General features: G+C 71.0%; 19 protein-coding genes. 11 read left to right on the plus strand and 8 right to left on the minus strand.

The window, feature by feature from the left end; all coding sequences use genetic code 11:
* Complete coding sequence (pknB, locus tag HRC28_RS12695) at nucleotides 1–2,091, minus strand: Stk1 family PASTA domain-containing Ser/Thr kinase (RefSeq protein WP_237111459.1); 2,091 nt, start codon at nucleotides 2,089–2,091, stop codon at nucleotides 1–3.
* Nucleotides 2,092–2,206: 115 nt separating this feature from the next.
* Between pknB and HRC28_RS12700 the strand changes: the two genes are divergently transcribed.
* The 3 genes from HRC28_RS12700 to HRC28_RS12710 are packed head-to-tail and all read left to right on the plus strand — an operon-like array spanning nucleotide 2,207 to nucleotide 3,460.
* On the plus strand, nucleotides 2,207–2,590 hold the full coding sequence (locus HRC28_RS12700; RefSeq protein ID WP_182375888.1) for an Rv2175c family DNA-binding protein: 384 nt from the start codon (nucleotides 2,207–2,209) through the stop codon (nucleotides 2,588–2,590).
* 4 nt (nucleotides 2,591–2,594) lie between these two features.
* Entirely contained in the window at nucleotides 2,595–3,050 is a 456-nt protein-coding gene (locus HRC28_RS12705; protein WP_237111460.1) for a ribonuclease domain-containing protein, read from the plus strand.
* On the plus strand, nucleotides 3,047–3,460 hold the full coding sequence (locus HRC28_RS12710; RefSeq protein ID WP_182375889.1) for a barstar family protein: 414 nt from the start codon (nucleotides 3,047–3,049) through the stop codon (nucleotides 3,458–3,460). Before HRC28_RS12705 ends, HRC28_RS12710 begins: the two co-directional genes overlap by 4 nt.
* Before the next feature lie 7 nt (nucleotides 3,461–3,467).
* On the opposite strand, the gene HRC28_RS12715 is transcribed toward HRC28_RS12710, so the two are convergent.
* Both HRC28_RS12715 and HRC28_RS12720 read right to left on the minus strand, forming a co-directional pair.
* Nucleotides 3,468–5,339 (minus strand): M48 family metallopeptidase, encoded by a 1,872-nt coding sequence (locus HRC28_RS12715; protein WP_182375890.1) that lies wholly within the window; start codon nucleotides 5,337–5,339, stop codon nucleotides 3,468–3,470.
* 73 nt (nucleotides 5,340–5,412) lie between these two features.
* On the minus strand, nucleotides 5,413–6,501 hold the full coding sequence (locus HRC28_RS12720; RefSeq protein WP_237111461.1) for a polyprenyl synthetase family protein: 1,089 nt from the start codon (nucleotides 6,499–6,501) through the stop codon (nucleotides 5,413–5,415).
* Between the two features lie 76 nt (nucleotides 6,502–6,577).
* On the opposite strand from HRC28_RS12720, the gene metF reads away from it, so the two are divergent.
* Nucleotides 6,578–7,468: a methylenetetrahydrofolate reductase [NAD(P)H] gene (metF, locus tag HRC28_RS12725; protein ID WP_182375892.1), complete on the plus strand. Its 891-nt coding sequence runs from the start codon at nucleotides 6,578–6,580 to the stop codon at nucleotides 7,466–7,468.
* A 19-nt stretch (nucleotides 7,469–7,487) separates the two neighbouring features.
* Here the strand turns inward: metF and HRC28_RS12730 are convergent, their stop codons facing one another.
* Nucleotides 7,488–8,804, minus strand: coding sequence for an FAD-dependent oxidoreductase (locus HRC28_RS12730; RefSeq protein ID WP_182375893.1), 1,317 nt, complete (start codon nucleotides 8,802–8,804; stop codon nucleotides 7,488–7,490).
* Between the two features lie 11 nt (nucleotides 8,805–8,815).
* Nucleotides 8,816–9,289 carry a YbaK/EbsC family protein gene (locus tag HRC28_RS12735; RefSeq protein WP_182375894.1) on the minus strand — a complete coding sequence of 158 codons (474 nt, stop codon included), beginning with the start codon at nucleotides 9,287–9,289 and terminating at the stop codon, nucleotides 8,816–8,818.
* A gap of 61 nt (nucleotides 9,290–9,350) precedes the next feature.
* Between HRC28_RS12735 and HRC28_RS12740 the strand changes: the two genes are divergently transcribed.
* The 5 genes from HRC28_RS12740 (at nucleotide 9,351) to HRC28_RS12760 (ending at nucleotide 12,903) form a co-directional block, all read left to right on the plus strand.
* Nucleotides 9,351–9,818 carry a hypothetical protein gene (locus tag HRC28_RS12740; protein WP_182375895.1) on the plus strand — a complete coding sequence of 156 codons (468 nt, stop codon included), beginning with the start codon at nucleotides 9,351–9,353 and terminating at the stop codon, nucleotides 9,816–9,818.
* A gap of 108 nt (nucleotides 9,819–9,926) precedes the next feature.
* Nucleotides 9,927–10,388, plus strand: a complete 462-nt coding sequence (locus HRC28_RS12745) for an SAV_6107 family HEPN domain-containing protein (RefSeq protein ID WP_182375896.1) — start codon at nucleotides 9,927–9,929, stop codon at nucleotides 10,386–10,388.
* 30 nt (nucleotides 10,389–10,418) lie between these two features.
* Entirely contained in the window at nucleotides 10,419–11,132 is a 714-nt protein-coding gene (locus HRC28_RS12750; RefSeq protein WP_182375897.1) for a methyltransferase domain-containing protein, read from the plus strand.
* 21 nt (nucleotides 11,133–11,153) lie between these two features.
* Nucleotides 11,154–12,365, plus strand: a complete 1,212-nt coding sequence (gene dinB, locus HRC28_RS12755) for a DNA polymerase IV (RefSeq protein ID WP_182375898.1) — start codon at nucleotides 11,154–11,156, stop codon at nucleotides 12,363–12,365.
* Nucleotides 12,366–12,474: 109 nt separating this feature from the next.
* Nucleotides 12,475–12,903 (plus strand): DUF3040 domain-containing protein, encoded by a 429-nt coding sequence (locus HRC28_RS12760; protein WP_182375899.1) that lies wholly within the window; start codon nucleotides 12,475–12,477, stop codon nucleotides 12,901–12,903.
* 148 nt (nucleotides 12,904–13,051) lie between these two features.
* Here the strand turns inward: HRC28_RS12760 and HRC28_RS12765 are convergent, their stop codons facing one another.
* Genes HRC28_RS12765 through HRC28_RS12775 form a run of 3 tightly spaced genes read right to left on the minus strand, consistent with a single transcriptional unit; the run spans nucleotide 13,052 to nucleotide 17,575 of the window.
* Complete coding sequence (locus HRC28_RS12765; protein WP_182375900.1) at nucleotides 13,052–15,388, minus strand: DUF3488 and transglutaminase-like domain-containing protein; 2,337 nt, start codon at nucleotides 15,386–15,388, stop codon at nucleotides 13,052–13,054.
* Nucleotides 15,385–16,614, minus strand: a complete 1,230-nt coding sequence (locus tag HRC28_RS12770; protein WP_237111462.1) for a DUF58 domain-containing protein — start codon at nucleotides 16,612–16,614, stop codon at nucleotides 15,385–15,387. Before HRC28_RS12770 ends, HRC28_RS12765 begins: the two co-directional genes overlap by 4 nt.
* Nucleotide 16,615: 1 nt before the next feature.
* Nucleotides 16,616–17,575: a MoxR family ATPase gene (locus HRC28_RS12775; protein WP_182375901.1), complete on the minus strand. Its 960-nt coding sequence runs from the start codon at nucleotides 17,573–17,575 to the stop codon at nucleotides 16,616–16,618.
* Nucleotides 17,576–17,902: 327 nt separating this feature from the next.
* Here HRC28_RS12775 and mraZ point away from each other — a divergent pair, with 327 nt between their 5' ends.
* Nucleotides 17,903–18,316: a division/cell wall cluster transcriptional repressor MraZ gene (gene mraZ / locus HRC28_RS12780; protein WP_346010491.1), complete on the plus strand. Its 414-nt coding sequence runs from the start codon at nucleotides 17,903–17,905 to the stop codon at nucleotides 18,314–18,316.
* 279 nt (nucleotides 18,317–18,595) lie between these two features.
* On the plus strand, nucleotides 18,596–18,760 hold the full coding sequence (locus tag HRC28_RS12785; RefSeq protein WP_182375903.1) for a hypothetical protein: 165 nt from the start codon (nucleotides 18,596–18,598) through the stop codon (nucleotides 18,758–18,760).
* Nucleotides 18,761–18,762 lie beyond the last annotated feature (2 nt).

Here is an 18,762-nt window from a genome sequence, read left to right on the forward strand (position 1 = left end):
TCAGACGATATAGAGGACGATCGTGCTGCCCTTCTTCACCCGTTCGCCGGCCTCCGGATCGGTGGCCCACGCCACCTGACCACTCAGGAAGATGGAGGCGTGTTCCTTGCGGACCTTGAAGCCGAGGTCCTTGAGCCGGTCGACGGCGTCCTTGGTGGAGAGGTAGCGAACGGGCGGGACGGCCACCAGTTCCGGGCCCTTGGAGACCACCAGTTCAATGGTGTCGCCCTTGTAGAGAACGCCGGTCTTCGGGTTCTGGCTGATGATCGCGCCCTTGGCGACGTCATCGCTGAACTCCGAGTCGGTCACCTTGACCTGGAGGCCGCGCCGCTCCAGGGCCGTCTCGATCTCCTTGGCGTCGCGTCCGGTCCAGTCGCTGATCGTGATCGGCTTCTTGCCCTTGCTGACGACCAGGTCGACCGTGGTGTTCGGCGGCTGCAGGGTGGCGGCCGGGGTCCCGAAGGCCGGCTTGGTGGCGATGACCTTGCCCGTCGGCACGGTGTCGGAGAAGGCCTCAGTGGTCCGGCCGAGGACCATCTTGACCTCGCTGAGGGCACTCTCCGCCTCGTCGGCGGTCATCCCGCGCAGGTCGGGGACGTCGTAGCGTTCCTTGCCGCGCGAGACGGTCAACTCGACCGTGTCGCCGGGCAGGATCCGCTCGCCGGGCTTGGGATCGGTGGCGATCACGATGCCGGCGGCGACGCTCTCGGAGTAGACCTCCTGCTCGACGCTGAACTCGAGACCGGCCTCGTCGAGCTTCACCTCGGCGGCGGCCTGGTCGAGGCTCACCACACTCGGCGTCGACGTGTAACGGCCCCAGCCGAACCAGTAGCCGCCGGCGCTGAGGGCGGCGACGAGTAGCGCCACCAGGAGGGCGAGTACGACGCCGCGCCGGCCACGGCGCTCCCGGGGTGCCTGCTGCTGCGGGCGGGCCGGGGGGAGCGAGCGTGGCGGGGGCGGCATCGGCGCCGGGATCACCGTCGTCGACTCGCGGTCGTCCGCGTCGCGCCGCCCAGCGGATCGGGAGGGGATCAGGTCGGGAGTGCTCTCCCACAACGAGCTCACGGGCTCGGGAGTCGTGTCGTTGTCCTGCAGTTCGTCGGACTCGGGCACCCGCGCGTTGGGAAGCAGGTCGTCGACCAGTTCGGGATCGTCGCGGACCCCGCTCTGCAGGGCGTGGCTGACGCGGTGCACGTGGTGCAGCAGCACGGTCGCGTCGGAGGGGCGCAGGCTCGGGTCGCGGGTCGTGGCGCGCGCGACCAGCGCGTCGACGTACGCCGGAAGACCGGGGACGACGCTCGACGGGGCGGGCACGTCGTGGTGGACGTGGCGGTAGGCCACGGCGATCGGGCTCTCCCCGGTGTGCGGCTTGGTGCCGGTGAGCAGTTCGAACAGGATCACGCCGACGGCGTACACGTCGGCGCGTGCGTCGGCGCGCTGCTCGATGACGAGCTCGGGAGCGAGGTACGACACGGTTCCGATCAGCACGCCGTTGGTTGCGGTGTGCTGGGTCTCCGAGCTCACCGCCTTGGCGAGTCCGAAGTCGGCGACCTTGATCCGTCCGTCGTCGGCGATGAGGACGTTCTCGGGCTTCACGTCACGGTGGATCAGGCCGGCCCGGTGGGCCGCGGCGAGCGCGGAGAGCACCGGGTCGATGATCGCCAGCGCCCGTTCGGGCGACATCGGCGCTTCCTTGGTGATCGTGTCGCGCAGCGTGTGGCCGGGGACGTACTCCATGACCAGGTAGATGGTGCCGTCGCCAGTCTCGTCGCGGCCCTGGTCGTAGACGGCGACCACGTTGGAGTGCGAGAGGCGTGCGGCCGAGCGGGCCTCCCGGACGAAGCGCCGCGCGAAGGAGTCGTCGTCGTGCGACGTCGCATCGCCCAGTCCGGGATGCATGATCTTGACGGCGACGGTGCGGTCCAGGCGGGTGTCGACGGCTTCGTAGACGCTGGCCATGCCACCGCGAGCGATCCGCAGGCCGATCCGGTAGCGGTTGTCGAGCAGGCGTCCGCTCTGGTGGTCCTGGGTGCGGCGGGGGTCGCCGGGCCGCGCGGCGTTGTCGCCGCGGGCGCGCTGGTCGTCTCGCACAGCGACCCTCCTGTGCAGGTTCTTCTGGACCGGTCGGGGAAGTTGACCGGGAGGGACATCGTACGGCGACAGGCCACGCTCACCGATCGGGCACGCCGTAGGGGAAGATGGGCGCATGAGTGAACCGCGACTGGCCGAACAGGACCTTGCCGCCCTCGTCTCCGACTGGTTGACGTGGGACGAGGCGGCCGAACTGCTCGGCGTGACGCCCGCGAAGGCGCGCACGATGGTCCGCGACCACCAGCTCGCCGCAGCCGTTCCTGCCCTCGTGCCGGCGACCGGCGTGAAGCAGGGGATTCCCTCGCTCTTCATCGTCGACGGCGAGCCGGTCAAGGGCCTCCCGGGGCTGCTCACGGTGCTGCACGACAACGGTTTCGACGACCGCGAGTGCATCGCCTGGATCTTCCTCGACGCCGACCTGCCCGGCCGTCCGATCGACGCGCTGCGCGAGAACCGCGGCGCCGAGGTCAAGCGTCGGGCCCAGGCCCTGCTGCTCTGACCCGATGGTGCAGATGCCGCAACTGAGCCGGCGAACCCGGCAGATCGTCTCGACGGTCGCCACCGTCGCCCTGCTGCTGGCGGTCTGGTGGCTCCAGAACCGCGGTGCTGACGACGACAGCGCTGCGCGAGGTCGCGACGACGTGTCCTCGGCCTCGACGCCGGACACGGACAGCGACGGCTTCCGCTACGTCGCGGTTGACCAGTTGCCGCCCGAAGCGGGGGAGACGCTCGAACTGATCGACGACGGCGGCCCCTACCCGTACCCCGGCAAGGACGGTTCGACCTTCGGCAACTTCGAGGGCGTCCTGCCCGACCGGCAGCGCGGCTACTACGCGGAGTACACCGTGGAGACGCCCGGACTCTCGCACCGCGGTGCCCGGCGGATCATCGCCGGCGACGGGGGAGAGTTCTACTGGACCGAGGACCACTACGAGTCCTTCGAGAGGATTTCCCGATGAGCGGACTGGCCGCCGTCCTCGCCGGACGCCACACCCCCGGCGTGCACCGCTGGGAATCCGGTCTCGACGTCGCGGACGTGAAGCATGCCGTGGAGCACGCCGGCTGGACCTTCGGGTACGTCGACGGCGTGGGCCTCGAGTCCCGGGCCGACGTCCTGCGCGCGATCGGCGAGGCGCTGGCGTTCCCGCCGCACTACGGCACCAACCTCGACGCGCTCAACGACTGCCTGCGCGACCTGCCCGGCTCGACCGTCCTGCTGTGGGACGCCTGGTCCGGGTTCGCCCGCGGTGTTCCGGCCGACTTCGCCCGGGTGACCCGGGTGCTCCGCGAGCGGGACCACACCGACCCCGTGCTGCAGGTCCTGCTGCGCGGGCCCGGCCCCGAGGACGTCGTACCGCTTCTGGACTAGGTGGGGCTCAGCGAACCGTCCAGCGGTCACCCAGGTGGTGGGCGATCGCGCGCCACGGGTCGCCGGCCGTTTCTCTCAACTCGTTGAAGCTCATCTTCCGTCGGGTGCCGTCCTTCAAGTGCACCTCTGCCTTCGACACCGTGCGGCCGCGGGTGACCTGCGCTGCGGTGATGTCGTCCCAGGCGTGGAACCGGCTGTCTCCCGCCCGCAGTTCGGCCAGCGGGCGGGCCAGTACCCGTTCGACCGCGACCTGGTTGGCGCGGCGCGAAGCGGATCGACTCAGGATGGCGCGGGAGTACCAGGCCACCCGCTCCCGCGGGCTGAGCGGAGCGAGCAGGATGCCGTCCGGCGTCACGACCAGCACCGAGGCAGGCCAGGCCCACATGGCGCCCGTCGCGCCGAGGATCGAAGGGCCGGTGCGCTTCGGTACGTCGACCTCCGCGATCGGCAGGGGCTCGGAGGTGTCGAGGCCGAGGTCGGACACCTGGGCTCGGAGCGGTGCGCCGTCGCCGGACTCCGCCAGCGCCTGAAGAGACCTGGACAGATCGATCGTCGTGCCGTCGGTGCTCGTCAACTTCGCTGGGCCCGACCAGTCCAGTGCGAAATGGGCGCTGCCGCGCTGGATGAGCATGTCGCTGATCGAATCCCCGAGCAGCGCGGCGAGGATCCCGCGTTCGTCTTCGGTGCTGTGCCCCGACAGCAGGCCAACGGGGCCGCGGTGGCAGATCCGGGTCGTGAACGATTCCAGCGTGGCGGCGGATCCGGCGAGCCCTCCGAGGGCATGCCGGTTGCGGCGCGCACGAGCTGCCCCGCTCGCTGCCACCGTCTCCGCCCAGGTCGCTGGCTCGAGGTGGGTGTCCTGGTACGCCATCTCCTCGAAGGCCGCAAACGTCTCTGCCGGGCGGACGAGGAGGGAACCCGCGGTGGTCGGCGCCACCTGTTTCGGGAGTGCCTCGAACCGTGCGATGCGATCGGCCAGAGGTGGATGCGTGTCGTACAGGGAGGTGGTCTCCTTGAGCGGGGCGTCCGCGATGGCGACGAGCTGCAGCAGGACCTCGGGATCCTCCAGCATGGCTGCGAATCCTTCGATGAGGGGCGCGGGTCGCAGGCCGAGGTCCTCGCCGAGTCCGGCGTAGTCGTTGCTGAATCGCCGCCACGCGGCATCCAGCGGCGGAAGCAGACGCAGGGCCGCGGCGCTTGCGTCGGGGCCTGCGAGGCGCGCGCTGAAGACGTCTGCTTCCAGTTCCTGGCGGCGAGACACGCTTCGGGACACGGCCAGGTACAGACGTCCGTAGAGGCCGACGAGCTTTCCCATGACCGACTCGGGACCGAGCTCGAGCATCGCCTTGCCGATGGCTTCCTTCCCTCGATAGGTCACGGGGCCGAGAGCCACGTGCCGGGCGCTGTAGTGGCCGAGTTCATGGGCGAGGACCGCTCGGACCTCGAGCGGGCTGAGACCGAGCAGGAACGGAAGACCCAGATAGAGACGCCTCCTGCCCGGGACCAGGCCGAGGAAGCGGCTGTCCTCGGAGACGGCGGCATTGAGGCTGCCCACCAGCCGGATCTCGTCAGGAGCGCTCGTCCCGACCTCGTCGGCAAGGGTCCGCACCTCGTGCCACAGGGCCGGTTGGTCGGTCTCGGAGACGGCGAGTCCGGGTGGGGTACCGCTGGCCTGGCGGAAGAACAGCGCGCGGACAAGTGCCACGCAGACGCCCAGCGTGAACAGGCCGAGAGCGAGGGCCGCCGCGGAGCTCACGTTGAGGCCGGACCTGGCCACGAGGACCACACATGTCGCCAGGGCGACGACGACCGCCACTGCCAGGACGTAGAACCCGACGAGCAGGCCGACCGCCAGCAGCGCCCGAGAGGTGTAGCGCATCAGTCCTCCGATTTTCGCGAAGGTCCCATGATCGGTGAGCCGTTGCTGATTGTCAGCGAAACGCTTCAGTCGGTCAGTAGGCGCGGCTGGTCGCCGCAGCGGCCAGTTGCCGCAGCACTACGCAGGCGTCGGCGTCCCAGCCGCCAGTGGCCTGGCCGGCGTCGAGCGCCGCCACGGCCCGGGTGGTGAGGTCCTCGATCATCGTCTCGACCTGCTCGCGGGCGCCGCAGCCGTCGATGATGACGCGCAGTTCGGAGACCTCTGCCTCGGTGAGGGCGGTCCCGAGGGCAGCGTCCAGGCGCGCGGCGTCGGCTGGGGCAGCGGCGTCGAGTGCCAGCGCGACCAGCACGGTCCGCTTGCCCTCGACCAGGTCGTCGCCGGCCGGCTTGCCGGTGGTGGCCGGGTCGCCGAAGACGCCGAGCAGGTCATCGCGGAGCTGGAAGGCCTCACCGAGCGGCAGTCCGAAGGCGGTGAGCAGGTCGAGGGTGGCGGTGTTCGCGCCGGCGAGTGCGGCGCCGACGTGCAGCGGGCGCTCGATGGAGTACTTCGCGGACTTGTAGCGCAGCACCGTCATCGCCTGCTCGACGCTGGCGCGCCCCCGGGCCTGGACGGACACGTCGAGGAACTGACCGGCGATCACCTCGGAGCGGCAGAGGTCGAACACGTCCAGCGCCGGGCTGACCCGGTCGCGGTCCAGGCCGCAACGGCGCAGCAGTTCGTCGGCCCACGAGAGCAGCAGGTCGCCGAGCAGGATGGCGGCCGCGGCGCCGTACTGCTCCGCGTCGCCACGCCAGCCGTCGGCGCGGTGCTCGGCCTCGAAGCCGCGGTGCGTGGCCGGCCGTCCCCGCCGGGTGTCCGAGGCGTCCATCAGGTCGTCGTGGACGAGGGCGCTCGCGTGCAGCAACTCCAACGAAGCGGAGGCTCGGCCGACGGCCTCGGCCTCCGCACCCTGCGGGATGCCGGCGATCGCGGCGAAGCCCCAGTGGCAGAACGCCGCACGGAACCGCTTGCCGCCGGACACCAGTGCCCGGGCCTCGGCCATCAGCCGGGTGGCGTCGGTGCCCAGGGGAGCGAGGCGGACTTCCTGCTCGGAGAGGAACGCATCCACTGTGGTCTGGACCGTCGTGCGAAAACTGGTCGGGTCCCACGCCTGCTCGCTCACCTGCCCGAGCCTAGTGAGGTGTCGGGAAGTCGAGACGATGCCCCCCGAAGAGCCCGCCACATCTAGACTTCGGCGCATGACTACCGGTGCTGGGCGCTCCCTCGGCGAGATCCTCCGCAATGGCGGACGGTCCTTCTCGTTCGAGTTCTTTCCCCCCAAGGACGACGCGGGCGAAGCCCAGTTGTGGGACGCGATCCGGGCCCTCGAGCCCTACCGCCCGACCTTCGTCTCCGTGACGTACGGCGCCGGCGGCGCCACCCGCGACAAGACGGTGTCCATCACCGGCCGGATCGCCCGCGAGACCGAGCTCGTCCCGATGGCCCACCTGACCTGTGTCGGGCACACCCGCGCAGAACTCGAGGGCATCCTCGACTCGTACGTCGCCGAAGGCGTCAGCCACGTGATGGCGCTGCGGGGCGACCCGCAGGAAGGCCCGCGCGCCGACTGGACGCCCACCGACGGTGGCCTCAACTACGCCGTGGACCTCGTCGACCTGGCCCGCTCGCGCGGTGACTTCCGCGTCGGTGTCGCCGCGTTCCCCGAGGGCCACCCCTCGGCGGCGTCGCTCGACCACGACGCCGACGTCCTCGTCGCGAAGGCCGAGGCCGGCGCCGAGTTCGCCGTCACCCAGATGTTCTTCCGTGCCGAGGACTACTTCGGTCTCGTCGAGCGGGTCCGTGCGCGCGGCGCGGACATCCCGATCCTGCCCGGCATCATGCCGATCCTGAACCTCAGCGCGATCCGTCGCCAGGGTGAACTGATCGGCACCAGCGTCCCCGACGACATCGTCGCCCGGATCGCCGCGTTCGAGGGCGACCCTGCCGCCGTGCGCGCCGAGGGCATCAAGGTCGCCGCCGAGCTCTGCCACGAACTGCTGGCCGGCGGGGCGCCGGGCCTGCACTTCTACACGCTCAACCGGTCCAAGGCGACGCTCGAGATCTTCGAGGCGCTGCAGATCACGGTCTGACCCCACGGGGTCAGGCAGGTCAGGCGGGGCCGATCAGGCCTGCCACGAGCGCGGCCGACTGCGTCACGAACGGCACGCCGGCACCCGGTGCGCCGTGCGCGCCGGCGACGTACACGCCCTGGACCGGGGTGGTCGGGCCGAGGCGGTGACGGACCGTGCCGCGGCCCTGCCACAGCACGCCGAGCGGGGAGCCCCGCCACTGCTCGACGAGGTCGCGCGGCGACAGGTCGACGCGGGTGACGATGTTCTCCCGGATGTCCATGCCGTGCCGGACGAGGGCATCGACCATGTCCTCGGCGATCTTGCCGCGACCGTGCAGCGTCCACGCAGCGCCGCCCTCGGGGGCCACCCCTCCGGGGCGCACGGTGATCAGCGGCTCGGCGTGGAACACGATCTCGTGCGGCAGGTCCGGTACGTCGCCCTCCAGGCCCAGGTGCGCCACCACCGGCGGGATGGCTGGCATCGTGCGCTCGACGTACGACCTCAGGGACGGCAGGCGGCGCGGGTCGATCGCGACGACGACCGCATCGGCGTCCGCGTCGCCGTCGGCCGTGCGTACGCCGACGACGCGCCCTTCCCTGATGACGAGGTCAAGGACCTCGGTGCTGGTGCGCACGGTGACCTCACGCAGCGTCAGGCGCGCTTCGAGCAGCTCCAGCAGGCGACGCATGCCACCGGGGACACGCCAGCCGCCGAAGGTCTGTTCGAGGTACGACGTCACGCCCACCCAGGAGGGGGTGTTGCGGAGGTCGTGGCCCTCGGCGATGGCCAGGTGTCCGGCGATCAGCGCCAGGCGCTCGTCGCGGAAGTCGTGGCGCAGGCGCTTGTAGAGCGTCTCGCGGATGTCGAACAGGTCGTCGAGGTCCTTGGGGACGGCGCCCTTGGTGCGCGGATCCCAGGGCGTCTCGACGTAGTGTTTGCGCAGCACGTCCCACACCGGACCGTAGACGTCGACGTGACGGGCCCACTTCTCGCCGAGGCCGGGACCCAGGGTGTCCATCGCGGTCATCTGGCCGGCCCGCGAGCCGCCGGGGATCTGCACCGACGTCTTGTCGGCGAAGCGGTGCTCACGCAGGACGGCGAGCGGCTCGAGGTCGCTGCCGAGCTCGGTCTCGAGCGGCCGACCGGTCTTGCGGAACAGGTCGCGCAGCGCGGCCGGTACCAGTGTGGAGGTGGGGCCGGCGTCCCACGTGAAGCCGTCCTGGTGGACGGGCGCGAGTGCGCCGCCGAGGTGCCCGGCCGCTTCCAGCAGCGCCACCTCGTGGCCCTGCTTGGCGAGTCGGGCGGCGGTGGCCATGCCACCGAGTCCGCCTCCGATGACGACGATGCGTGCCATGTGTGTCCGTTCTAGTCGACGTCGATCGGGGTGGCGCCGGTCAGCGCCAGGAGTTCGTCGTACGACGTCGAGAAGACCGCGGCGGGGTGACCGGCGGCTGCCCAGACGACGTCGTACTTCTGGAGCCACGAGTCGAGGTACGTCGCAATCGGCGCCGGGTGGGCGATGGGGGACACCCCGCCGATCACCTGGCCGGTGTGCTGCTTCACGAACTCCGGCTTCGCGCGTTTGAGTTCTGCGCCACCGATCCGCTCGCGCGTGAGGGCCGTGTCGACCCGGTGGGCGCCTGAGGTCAGGATCAGCACGGGAGATCCGTCGGCATCGAAGAGCAGACTGTTCGCGATCGCACCGACCTCGCAGCCGAGCGCCTCGGCCGCGAGTGCGGCCGTGTGGACCGAGTCGGGCAGAATGACAATCTCCCCGCTCCCGCCGAGGCGCTCGTGCTCCTCGCGGAACCGGGCGATCGAGGGGTGGTCGGCCGACATGGGGAGACCCTATCGACCGGGCCCGCCTGCCGATGGCCAGCCCGCTGATGCAGGAGGAACGATGACCAAGAGACCACCGGCAGTCGAGCTCGCGTGCTGGCTGCTGTGGCTCCTGCTGGTGGCCGGAGCGCTCGTGTGCGTGATGGTCGTGGTCAAGAGCGACGACCTGGGGGCCGTGTGGTCGCCCATGCAGGTCGGCGACAGCACCGTCCAGCCGGTCGAGTTCGTGCCCGTCATCCTGGTCCTGTACGGCGTCACGGCTGTCCTCGCGGCCACGCTGATCGCGCTCTTCCGCACCGGCAACAACTGGGCGCGCCACTCCCTGGCCTGCATCGTCGTCAGCATCTTCGTGGTCACCGTCGCGACGGTGCGGACCGATCCGCCGACGCTCGTCGAGTGGTCCGCGATCGCGGCCGCGGTGCTCAGCGCGGTGACGCTCGTCTTCATCTGGCACCCCCAGAGCCATCAGTTCGTGCGCGACGCGGGCCGTGGGCTCTTGCGGAAGGACTCGGCCCCGGCCGACTCCTGATCGACTCCTGATCGACTCCTGATCGACTCTTGACGTCGTGTCGGAGCGGGGGTGTACCTTCGAATCGTTCGAACAAGTGTTCGAACTCCGTTCGAAGGAGACCGCTCCGTGGACCAGCAGTTCGCCCCCTCGTTCCAGGTCAGCCCGCACACCCTGCCGGCGACCACCCACAACTACCTCCTTCGCGCGGCGCAGTCGCTCAGCGAGGCCGTGACGGCCACCGACGTGGCCACGCGCTATGCCTGCGCCCATGTCGCGGCGCTCCGGGCGGCCGCCGCCCTGCTGTCGGCGCGGGCTCGCCCCGCCACGGGGCGGATGCGGCACCAGAAGAACGCGTGGGTACTGCTGACCGAGGTGGCGCCCGAGATGGGGGAGTGGGCCACCTTCTTCGCCGCCGGCGCCGCCAAGCGCGCTGCTGCCGAGGCAGGGTCCTCCCGGGCAGCCTCGCCGCGTGAGGCCGACGACCTGGTCCGCGACGCCGACCGCTTCCTCGCCCTGGTCGAGCAATCCCTGGGCCTGACCCCGCACGCCACCGTCGGTGAGCAACTGGTTGTCCGGGCCGTCGGCTGATCCGCCCTGCGGCCCACTAGTGTTTCCTGCATGGCCTCTCGCGAGCAGCGTGGTTCGGTGCGGACTGCCGTCGTCTGGGATGCGCTCGAAGCGGCCCTGGCTGACGGGCCCCGCGACGTGGTCGACCTCGGCGGCGGCACCGGCGGCTTCGCCGTACGCCTGGCCGAGTCGGGCCACCGGGTGCGTGTCGTCGACCCGAGTCCCGATGCCCTCGCGGCCCTGGCGCGACGCGCCCAGGAGGCCGACCTGGAGGTCTCCGGCCTGCAGGGTGACGTCACCGACCTGGTCGACGTCGTCGGCGCCGGCAGCGCCGACGTCGTGCTCTGCCACGGCGTTCTCGAGGTCGTCGATCCGGTGCTGGCCCTGGACCACGTCGCCCAGGTACTGCGGCCCGGCGGACTGCTCAGCGTCGTCGTCGGACAGCGCCATGCCGCCGTCCTCGCGCGGGCGATGTCCGGGAACTTCGGGCAGGCCCGGGCCCTGCTCGACGGCGTCGAAAACGTCGACAACCGCACCGGTCGCCGGTTCGCCGTGGGTGAGATCGAGGAGTTGCTCGACGGCGCCGGCTTCGCGACCACCACGATGCACGGCGTGCGGGTCTTCACCGACCTGGTGCCCGCTGCCCTGGTCGACATCGAGCCCGGCGCGGTCGCGGCCCTCATTGACCTGGAGCGTGCGGTCGCCGAGCGCCCGGAGTACTTCCACCTCGCGGCGCAGTTGCACGTCCTCGCCCGCTTGCGCTGACCCCTGCCGGGCGGCCGGTCGATGACTGCGCCGCCGCTGTGCCCGATCCTGCACGTCGACATGGACGCGTTCTACGCGGCCGTGATGATCCGCGACCGCCCCGAACTGCACGACGTCCCCGTGGTCGTCGGCGGTGGCCACCGCGGTGTGGTCCTGTCCGCGAACTACCCCGCGCGCCGCTTCGGGATCAGGTCGGGGATGTCCGGCACCGAGGCCCGACGGCTGTGCCCGCAGGCGGTCACGATGCCGCCCGACTTCTCGGTCCTGACCCCGGTGTCGCGGGCGATCATGGAGACCTTCCGCACCGTCACGCCGCTCGTGGAGGTGACTTCGCTCGACGAGGCGTTCCTCGACGTGCGGGGTGCCGTGCGCTTGTTCGGTCCGCCGGAGGACATTGCCGAGCTGATCCGGGCGCGGATCCACGCCCAGCACCAGATCACCTGCTCGGTCGGCATCGCCGCGTCCATCTCCGTGGCCAAGCTCGCGAGCCGCCAGGCCAAGCCCGACGGAGTCCGGGTGATCTCCCCGGACCGGTTCGTTGCCGAGGTGCACCCCCTCGACGTCGGCGTCCTCTACGGCGTCGGCGAGGCGACCCGACAGCGGCTGTTGCGGCTGGGCCTCGAAACCGTGGGTGACGTCGCCGCCCTTCCCGTGGACCAGTTGCAGCGGATGGTGGGCGGCCACCTCGGCCACCACCTGCACACGCTGGTGTGGGGCACCGACCGCACCGAACTGGTGCCCGGTGGCGCCGGGGTGTTCGGCTTCGGTGAGGGCGAGCCCGAGGGGAGCATGGGCGCCCAGCACACGCTCGCCATCGACATCCGCGATCGCCGGTCCCTGCATCGCGAACTGCTGCGTCTGGTCAGTCGGGTCGCAGCGCGCGTGCGTTCCGCAGGCAAGGACGGGCGGACGGTCGCGATCACCGTTCGTTTCAGTGACTTCACCACGGTCAACCGTTCGCGCACCCTGCGTGAGCCCACCGACGTCACCCAGGAGGTGTACGACGTCGCGGTGGCCCTGCTCGACGTCCTGCTCGACGGCCTGGCCCCGCGCCGGCCGGCGGTCCGACTGGTCGGCGTCCGGGTCGAAGGACTGCGGGCCCGGCAGGAGGGCGACTCGCGTCAGTTGGTGCTGGGGGAGCGCGATCCGGGCTGGCCCGACGCCGACCGGGCGGTCGATCGGGCGGCCCTTCGCTTCGGCTCGAGCGCCGTCCGACGGGCCAGTCTTCTCTGACCGATCGCACAATTTCGCAGGACGCCCTACCCCGGCCGGGGATGCCCGCCTACACTTGCCGGAGAGCCAATGGGCGGATCTTGCTGCCCCGCATGTGTCGGAGGAATCGGTGCCACTCTCAGACGAGGAGTTGCGACTGCTGGAGCAGATGGAGCGCGCCCTCAGCGAGGAGGACCCCAAGTTCGCCTCGACGTTGCGCGGCACTTCACTGCGTCAAGCAGCTCGTCGGCGCGCCATCCTGGCTGGAGTGGTCTTCGCGGTCGGTGTCACCGTGATGATGACTGGTGCCGTCAGCGGCTACTGGCCGGTCGGCGTCGCCGGTTTCGTGATCATGCTCGCCTCGGCCACGGTGCTCCTCACGGCGCTCGGCGGCCATCGCGGCGGCACGGACGCACAGGTCTCGGCCCACCCCTCCGGTTTCGGTGTCGTCCACGGCGGCCGGAGCAACAAGGGCGGCCGCTCGAGCAAGTCGTCGTCCGGTTTCATGGACACGCTCCAGGCGCGCTGGCGCCGCCGCAAGGAACGCGGCGGCTTCTGAGTTCATCGGCGCGAGCGCGTCTCCGGCGTTGCCCTCGGGGCAGCAAGCTGCCGGCGAACGCCTCTCGACGCGCTGCCGCGCGCGCGGTTGCCTTGACGCTGGCCCCCTTGGTCTGGCGGCAAGCCAACAGGGTGGGGTGGCAGCGGACCTACGTCCGCTTCCACACCGAGCGCGGCAACCACTGCGCCCGGCGGCGTTCCCGTGGTGTCACACCCGCGGTGATCGAGGCCGCCACCAGTTCGGCGTCGGCGCTCAGCGTGGACCGCTCCAGGGTCGCGACCGCTCCCGGCCGCGCGTAGCGGGCGCGCTCGACGTGCAGCACGAGGCGCTCGAGGGCCTCGGCCGCGTCGGGGGCCACCTCGGGGCCGGTGCGGGGTCGCTCCTCGGCAGGTCCGTCGGGGTCGGCCAGATGGTCGACCAGGACCGCCCCGACCTCGCGGGGTGAACGGCCATCGGGCCAGGGCACGCCGAGATCGAGCGACGTGGCGCGCAACTCGGACCAGACCTCGTCGGGCCCGCCGTCCAGTCGGCTGCGCCGCGCCTGATGACGCAACGACCGCGGGGCGAGCACCAGACCCGCGATGACCAGCAGGACCAGCGCCAGGACCGCGAGGACGATGAGGATCGTCTGGAGCGTGCTGCGGCCGTCGTCCTGGCCTTCTCCGGCATTCGGGTCCTCGGCAGCGGCGTCGCTGGGCCGCGTCGTCGGCGCGACGGTCGTCGTACCGCTCGCGCTCTGGGCGGTGCTGTTGGTGGGGATCGACGGTTCCTCGCCGATCCCGTTGACCGGCACCCGGGAGTAGGCCGGAACATCCTCCACGCGTTCGGACGGTGTGGGCTCGAAGCGCACCCATCCGGTGCCGGAGAAGTACAACTCGGGCCATGCGTGCAGGTCGTGGCTGCTGTACTCCCAGCGGCCATCGCCCAGCGGGGTCGGTTCGAGGAAGCCCACCGCGACACGCGCAGGGATGCCGAGCGTGCGGGCCATCACGGCCATGGCCGAGGCGAACTGCTCGCAGTAGCCGACCCGGCCCTGCGTGGAGAGGAACGCCTCGAAGGTGCCGTTGCCGGTGCCGTCCGGGGCGCGGCTCACGTCGTACAGGAAGCCGCCGTCGCGCCGGAACCAGCGCTGCAGGAGGAGGGCGCTCTCGTAGTCGTTCGAGGCGGGCGCGGTGACGCTGCGGGCCAGGTCCCGAACGATGGCGGGCACGCCGCGGGGGAGTTCGAGGGCCTCCTCGGACACGTCGCCGGTCCGGGAGTTGAGGAAGTACTGGCCGTCGGTGCCGTAGTCCGGTTCGAGCGACGTCATCGAGTAGGACAGGCCCCGGGTGTCGAGGTCGTCCTTCGAGGCGAGGAAGTCCATGGTTGCCGGATCGAAGCGCCAGTCGCCTTCGGCATCGACGGCCGCGGCCGGGAACTGGGTCGGCAGCCAGGTGGAGTCGAACCGATCGGAGATCTCGAGTTCGTAGTCGTACTCGGTGCGCGGGACGGAGTCCGCCAGACCGGGCGGCGAGGGCAGGGCACCGCTCGCGGTGTCCTGGCGGTCGACGTCGCGGTCGCCGCTGCTCCATTCCTGTCCGGTGAAGCGATTGAGTACGCCGACCCGGAGGTACTCGGGGTCGGGGTCATTGGTCTCGAACTCGATCAGCGGCACGTCCTGCTCGCGTTCGAGGTCGCGCCGCATGTCGGCGACAGGCTTGCGGATCCGGATGTCGCCGTTGCCCTGCCCGGTGCCGAAGTCGAAGAGATCGACGCCGAGGGCGGGCATGAAGGCGGGAACGATGAGGGCCAGCGCCGTCGCAGTGATCCCGATCCGGCCAGCGCCCGCCCTGGCCGCCTCGCGGACCGGGTTGCCGTGGCCCCACATCGAGTTGTCATCCGGGCCGATCGCCCGGCCCCACCGCTGCAACTGGTCCCGGGAGTCGAAGTGGAGCAGGGCGAGGAAGCCGAGGGCCGCGACGACGAAACTGCCCCACCCGGGGCCGCCGTCGAGCAGGCCGCTCGGCACCGAGTAGACGGCCAGCAGGGCCAGTCCGGCGCCGGGAACCCTGCGATAGGTGCAGGCGACCACGTCGACGATCACGATGAACGCCGCGCCGCTTGCGACCAGGAGTGGCCACACCGGGCCGACCTTCGGGCTGATCGGCGCGGCGTAGGTGCGCGCGGCGTCCATGGCCCGCCCCAGCGCGTCGAGGGCCTCGACGCCGGGAGCACCGAAGAACAAGGGAGAACCGGTGATCTGGTAGGTCACCAGCGCGGCGGCGGCCATGGTCTGCACCAGCGCGATCGCCCATCGCGGCGCGCTGCGCCAACGCAGCAGGGCGCCGAGGACGGCCACCACGAGGGCGACGGCCGCCAGGCGGCGGAGATACGTGCTGGGCTCGGTCAGGAAGCCGGTCCAGGCGGTGAGCGCTGCCCACGTCGTGATGGCGGCCACCGCTCCGATGAGCATCGTGGCGGAGAGGGTGGGGCGAGGACCACTCATCGGCCGGCTCCGCCCCGTGCAGGTGCCCGGCCCAGATCCCGCCATGCGGCATCGAGTCGATCGCGCGGGCCCATCCCGGCGGCCCGCCAACCGAGCGCACTCAGCACCGACGCGGCGGCTGCCGGACCCGCGCTGCCGCGGGTCGCCGACCACTGTTCGACATCGAGTACGACGCCCAGGGCAACCCCCGCGTCGTGGCGGATCCGCCGCAGCGACGCGGTGTCGCCCGTGATCATCGCGCCGAAGACGGCCGCGACGACGCCGCCGCGGGACTGGTCACCGCACCAGCTCACGTCCAGGGCGCCGCGGGTGGTCGTGGCGAGGACGGCGAGTTTCCGCAGCGACTCCTCGGCGCCGGACGCCTCGGTGCCGGCGGCGGTGGCGAGCTGGACGGCGTACCCGTGCTGCTCGAGGTGGACGACCAGCGACGCGGCCACCACCACGGCGGCCTCGAAGCTGGAGGCGGGTCCCTGACCGCGGTGGGCGTAGTTGCGGTTGTCGATCAGCACCGTGGCGTGGGCCTCCCACGGCTGCTCCTCGCGCCGCACCATCAGCTCACCCACCCGGGCCGAGCTGCGCCAGTGGACGCGACGAAGGTCGTCGCCCCTGCGGTACTCGCGCACGCTGACGTCCTCGGCCGACCCCGATGCGAAGGCCTGGGGCCGGTGCTCGCCGGCGCCCTGCCAGCCACCGGTCAGGGGGATCGGACGCAGGGGGAGTACCCGCGGCGTCACGATCAGTTCCGCCGTACCGGCGATGGAGCGGCGGCGCTCGACCAGACCGAAGGGATCGGTGATCCGGAGGCTCAGGGGGCCGACGACGTACTGCCCGCGCAGGTCGGCGCGGACGGGGTAGCTCACGGTGCGTTCCCAGCGCTGGCCCAGGCCCTGGAGGACGAAGCGCGGACGGTTGCCGAGCGCATAGGGGAGGGCATCCTCGACCAGCAGTGCGCCGTCGGATCGCCCACGGTCGCTGGCGATGGTGAGGTCGATCCGCGCGGACTCACCGGCCCGGAGAAGTCGGGGCCACACCGATCGGGTGACGGACGGGTCGTGCTTGCGGCGGCTCACGACCAGTGCAGCGATGAGCGGCAGGCTCAGGACCAGTACTCCCACGCGGGTCAGCGCGGGCTGCCCGAACACCAGGGCGCAGGCCACGGCGGTGAGACCCGCCGCGACGAACGCACGTCCGCGGAGGGTCAGGGAGGACAGGCTCGGGCGCACCATGTCAGGCAGGGGAGTCCGGCACCGGAACCTGTGCGGCGATGGCCTCGAGGATGGACGAGGCGCCCCGACCGCCGACGGCGGCCTCGGCGCTCGGGAGCAGGCGGTGGGCCAGGACCGGCTGCAGGAGGGCGCGTACGTCGTCGGGGAGGACGTAGTCGCGGTGGTGCACGGCGGCGCGGGCCTTCGCGGCCCGGACCAGGTGCAAGGTGGCGCGCGGTGATGCGCCGAGCAGCAGTTCGGGGCTCTCCCGGGTCGCGGCCGTCAGGGCGACGGCGTAGCGCTGGACGGCCGGCGACACGTGCACGCGGGCGACGATCGCGCACAGCCGGCGGATCTCGGCGCTGTCGGTGACCGGACCGAGGTCGTCGAGCGGGTTCGTGGTGCCGTGGCTCTCCAGCATCGCGATCTCCGCGGCGGGCACGGGGTAGCCGACCGAGACCCGGGCGAGGAAGCGGTCGCGCTGTGCTTCGGGCAGCGGGTAGGTGCCCTCCATCTCGACGGGGTTCTGGGTCGCGATCACCATGAACGGCGACTCGAGCTGGTAGGTGACGTTGTCCACCGTCACCTGGCGTTCGGCCATGCACTCGAGCAGTGCGGACTGGGTCTTGGGTGAGGCGCGGTTGATCTCGTCACCGATGACGACGTTGGCGAAGACGCCGCCCGGGCGGAACTCGAACTCGCGGGTCGACTGGTTGTAGACCGACACGCCGGTGATGTCCGAGGGCAGCAGGTCGGGCGTGAACTGGATCCGGCGAACCGTCGAGTCGATGCTGCGGGCCAGGGCCTTGCTCAGCATCGTCTTCCCGACACCCGGCACGTCCTCGATCAGCAGGTGTCCCTCGGCGAGCATCACGATGATCGAGGCGGTCACCACGTCGCTCTTGCCCTCGATGACCTTCTCCACGTTGGCGCGGATCCGGCCGGCGACCCGAGCGACGGACTCGACGTCGCTCTCGGTCATGGCTGGGCTGATCTGGGACTCCACGTCGTCTCCCTCTGCCTGCTGTGGATCGGTGGAGTCACCCTACGGCGCCACTGGCTGTGAGCGCCCTCCTCCACCCCGTTCCACCGTGGCGGCGATTTCCCTCCACTTCTCCTCCACTTCGCTCCACCACGCTCCGCAGGCCTCTGACCTGCGGTTCTTTGCGCGCGCCGGCACGCCCAGGACCGCGCCGGGCCGGATTTCGTGGTGAATGGTGGTTGACGGTGGGGCAAAGTGGAGTACTGTGGGGGAAAGTGGAGGGACAGACCACTCACGTTGACTGGCTGGGGGTGCCGGATGCTCTTCATGGGCACCTACACCCCGAAGCTCGATGACAAGGGCCGCCTGTTCCTCCCGGCGAAGTTCAGGGATCGACTGGCGGGGGGCATCGTGGTCACACAGGGACAGGACAAGTGCCTGGTCGTCTGGCCGACCGATGTCTTCGCCGATGAAGCCGAGCGGGCCTCCGCCCGGCCGATGACCAACCGCGCCGCACGGCGCTACGCACGTGTCCTCTTCGCCGGTGGCGACGAGAGCACCCCGGACAAGCAGGGGCGGATCGGTATCCCGGCCCTCCTGCGTGAGTACGCCGCGCTCGAGCGCGACGTCGTCGTGATCGGTGTGCGTGACCGGCTCGAGATCTGGAACCCGACCGCATGGCGCGAGTTCCAGCTCGAAGCGCTGGAGGAGTTCGCCGACCTCGACGAGGACGACGACTAAGCAGCAGCCGGCGCCCGGTGGCGCCGTTCACAACTCAATCGCGGATCCGCAGGACGAGGTCTCAGCCCGCTCCCGCTCCCGACGCTCCGAATGTCGACCCCCACCTGGGACACCTTCCCCGGTACCAGGCGGTCACGGCGACACCGGAACACCCGGCCTTCTGGGGCACTTCCCCGGCACCAGACGGCACCCGAACACACGCCGGCACGGGAGCGGGCAGGGACCTGGCTCTGCGGATCCGCTTCATTTCCAGCACCAAGTACTCAAAGGGTCGAAACCATGAGCGTGATGCGCACGCACGCACCGGATGTCTCCGGTGAGCGTTCGGTGCCGCCGCGCGTCCGGGAGCAGGCGCGCGAGGTGCTGGTCCTGATGGCCTTCTCGCTGGCGGTCTCGCTGGCGTGTTCCCTGCTCCTTCTCGCCACCCACGTCGCAGGGCGCTGACG

The organism is Nocardioides sp. WS12 (assembly GCF_014108865.1).
Lineage (GTDB): Bacteria > Actinomycetota > Actinomycetes > Propionibacteriales > Nocardioidaceae > Nocardioides.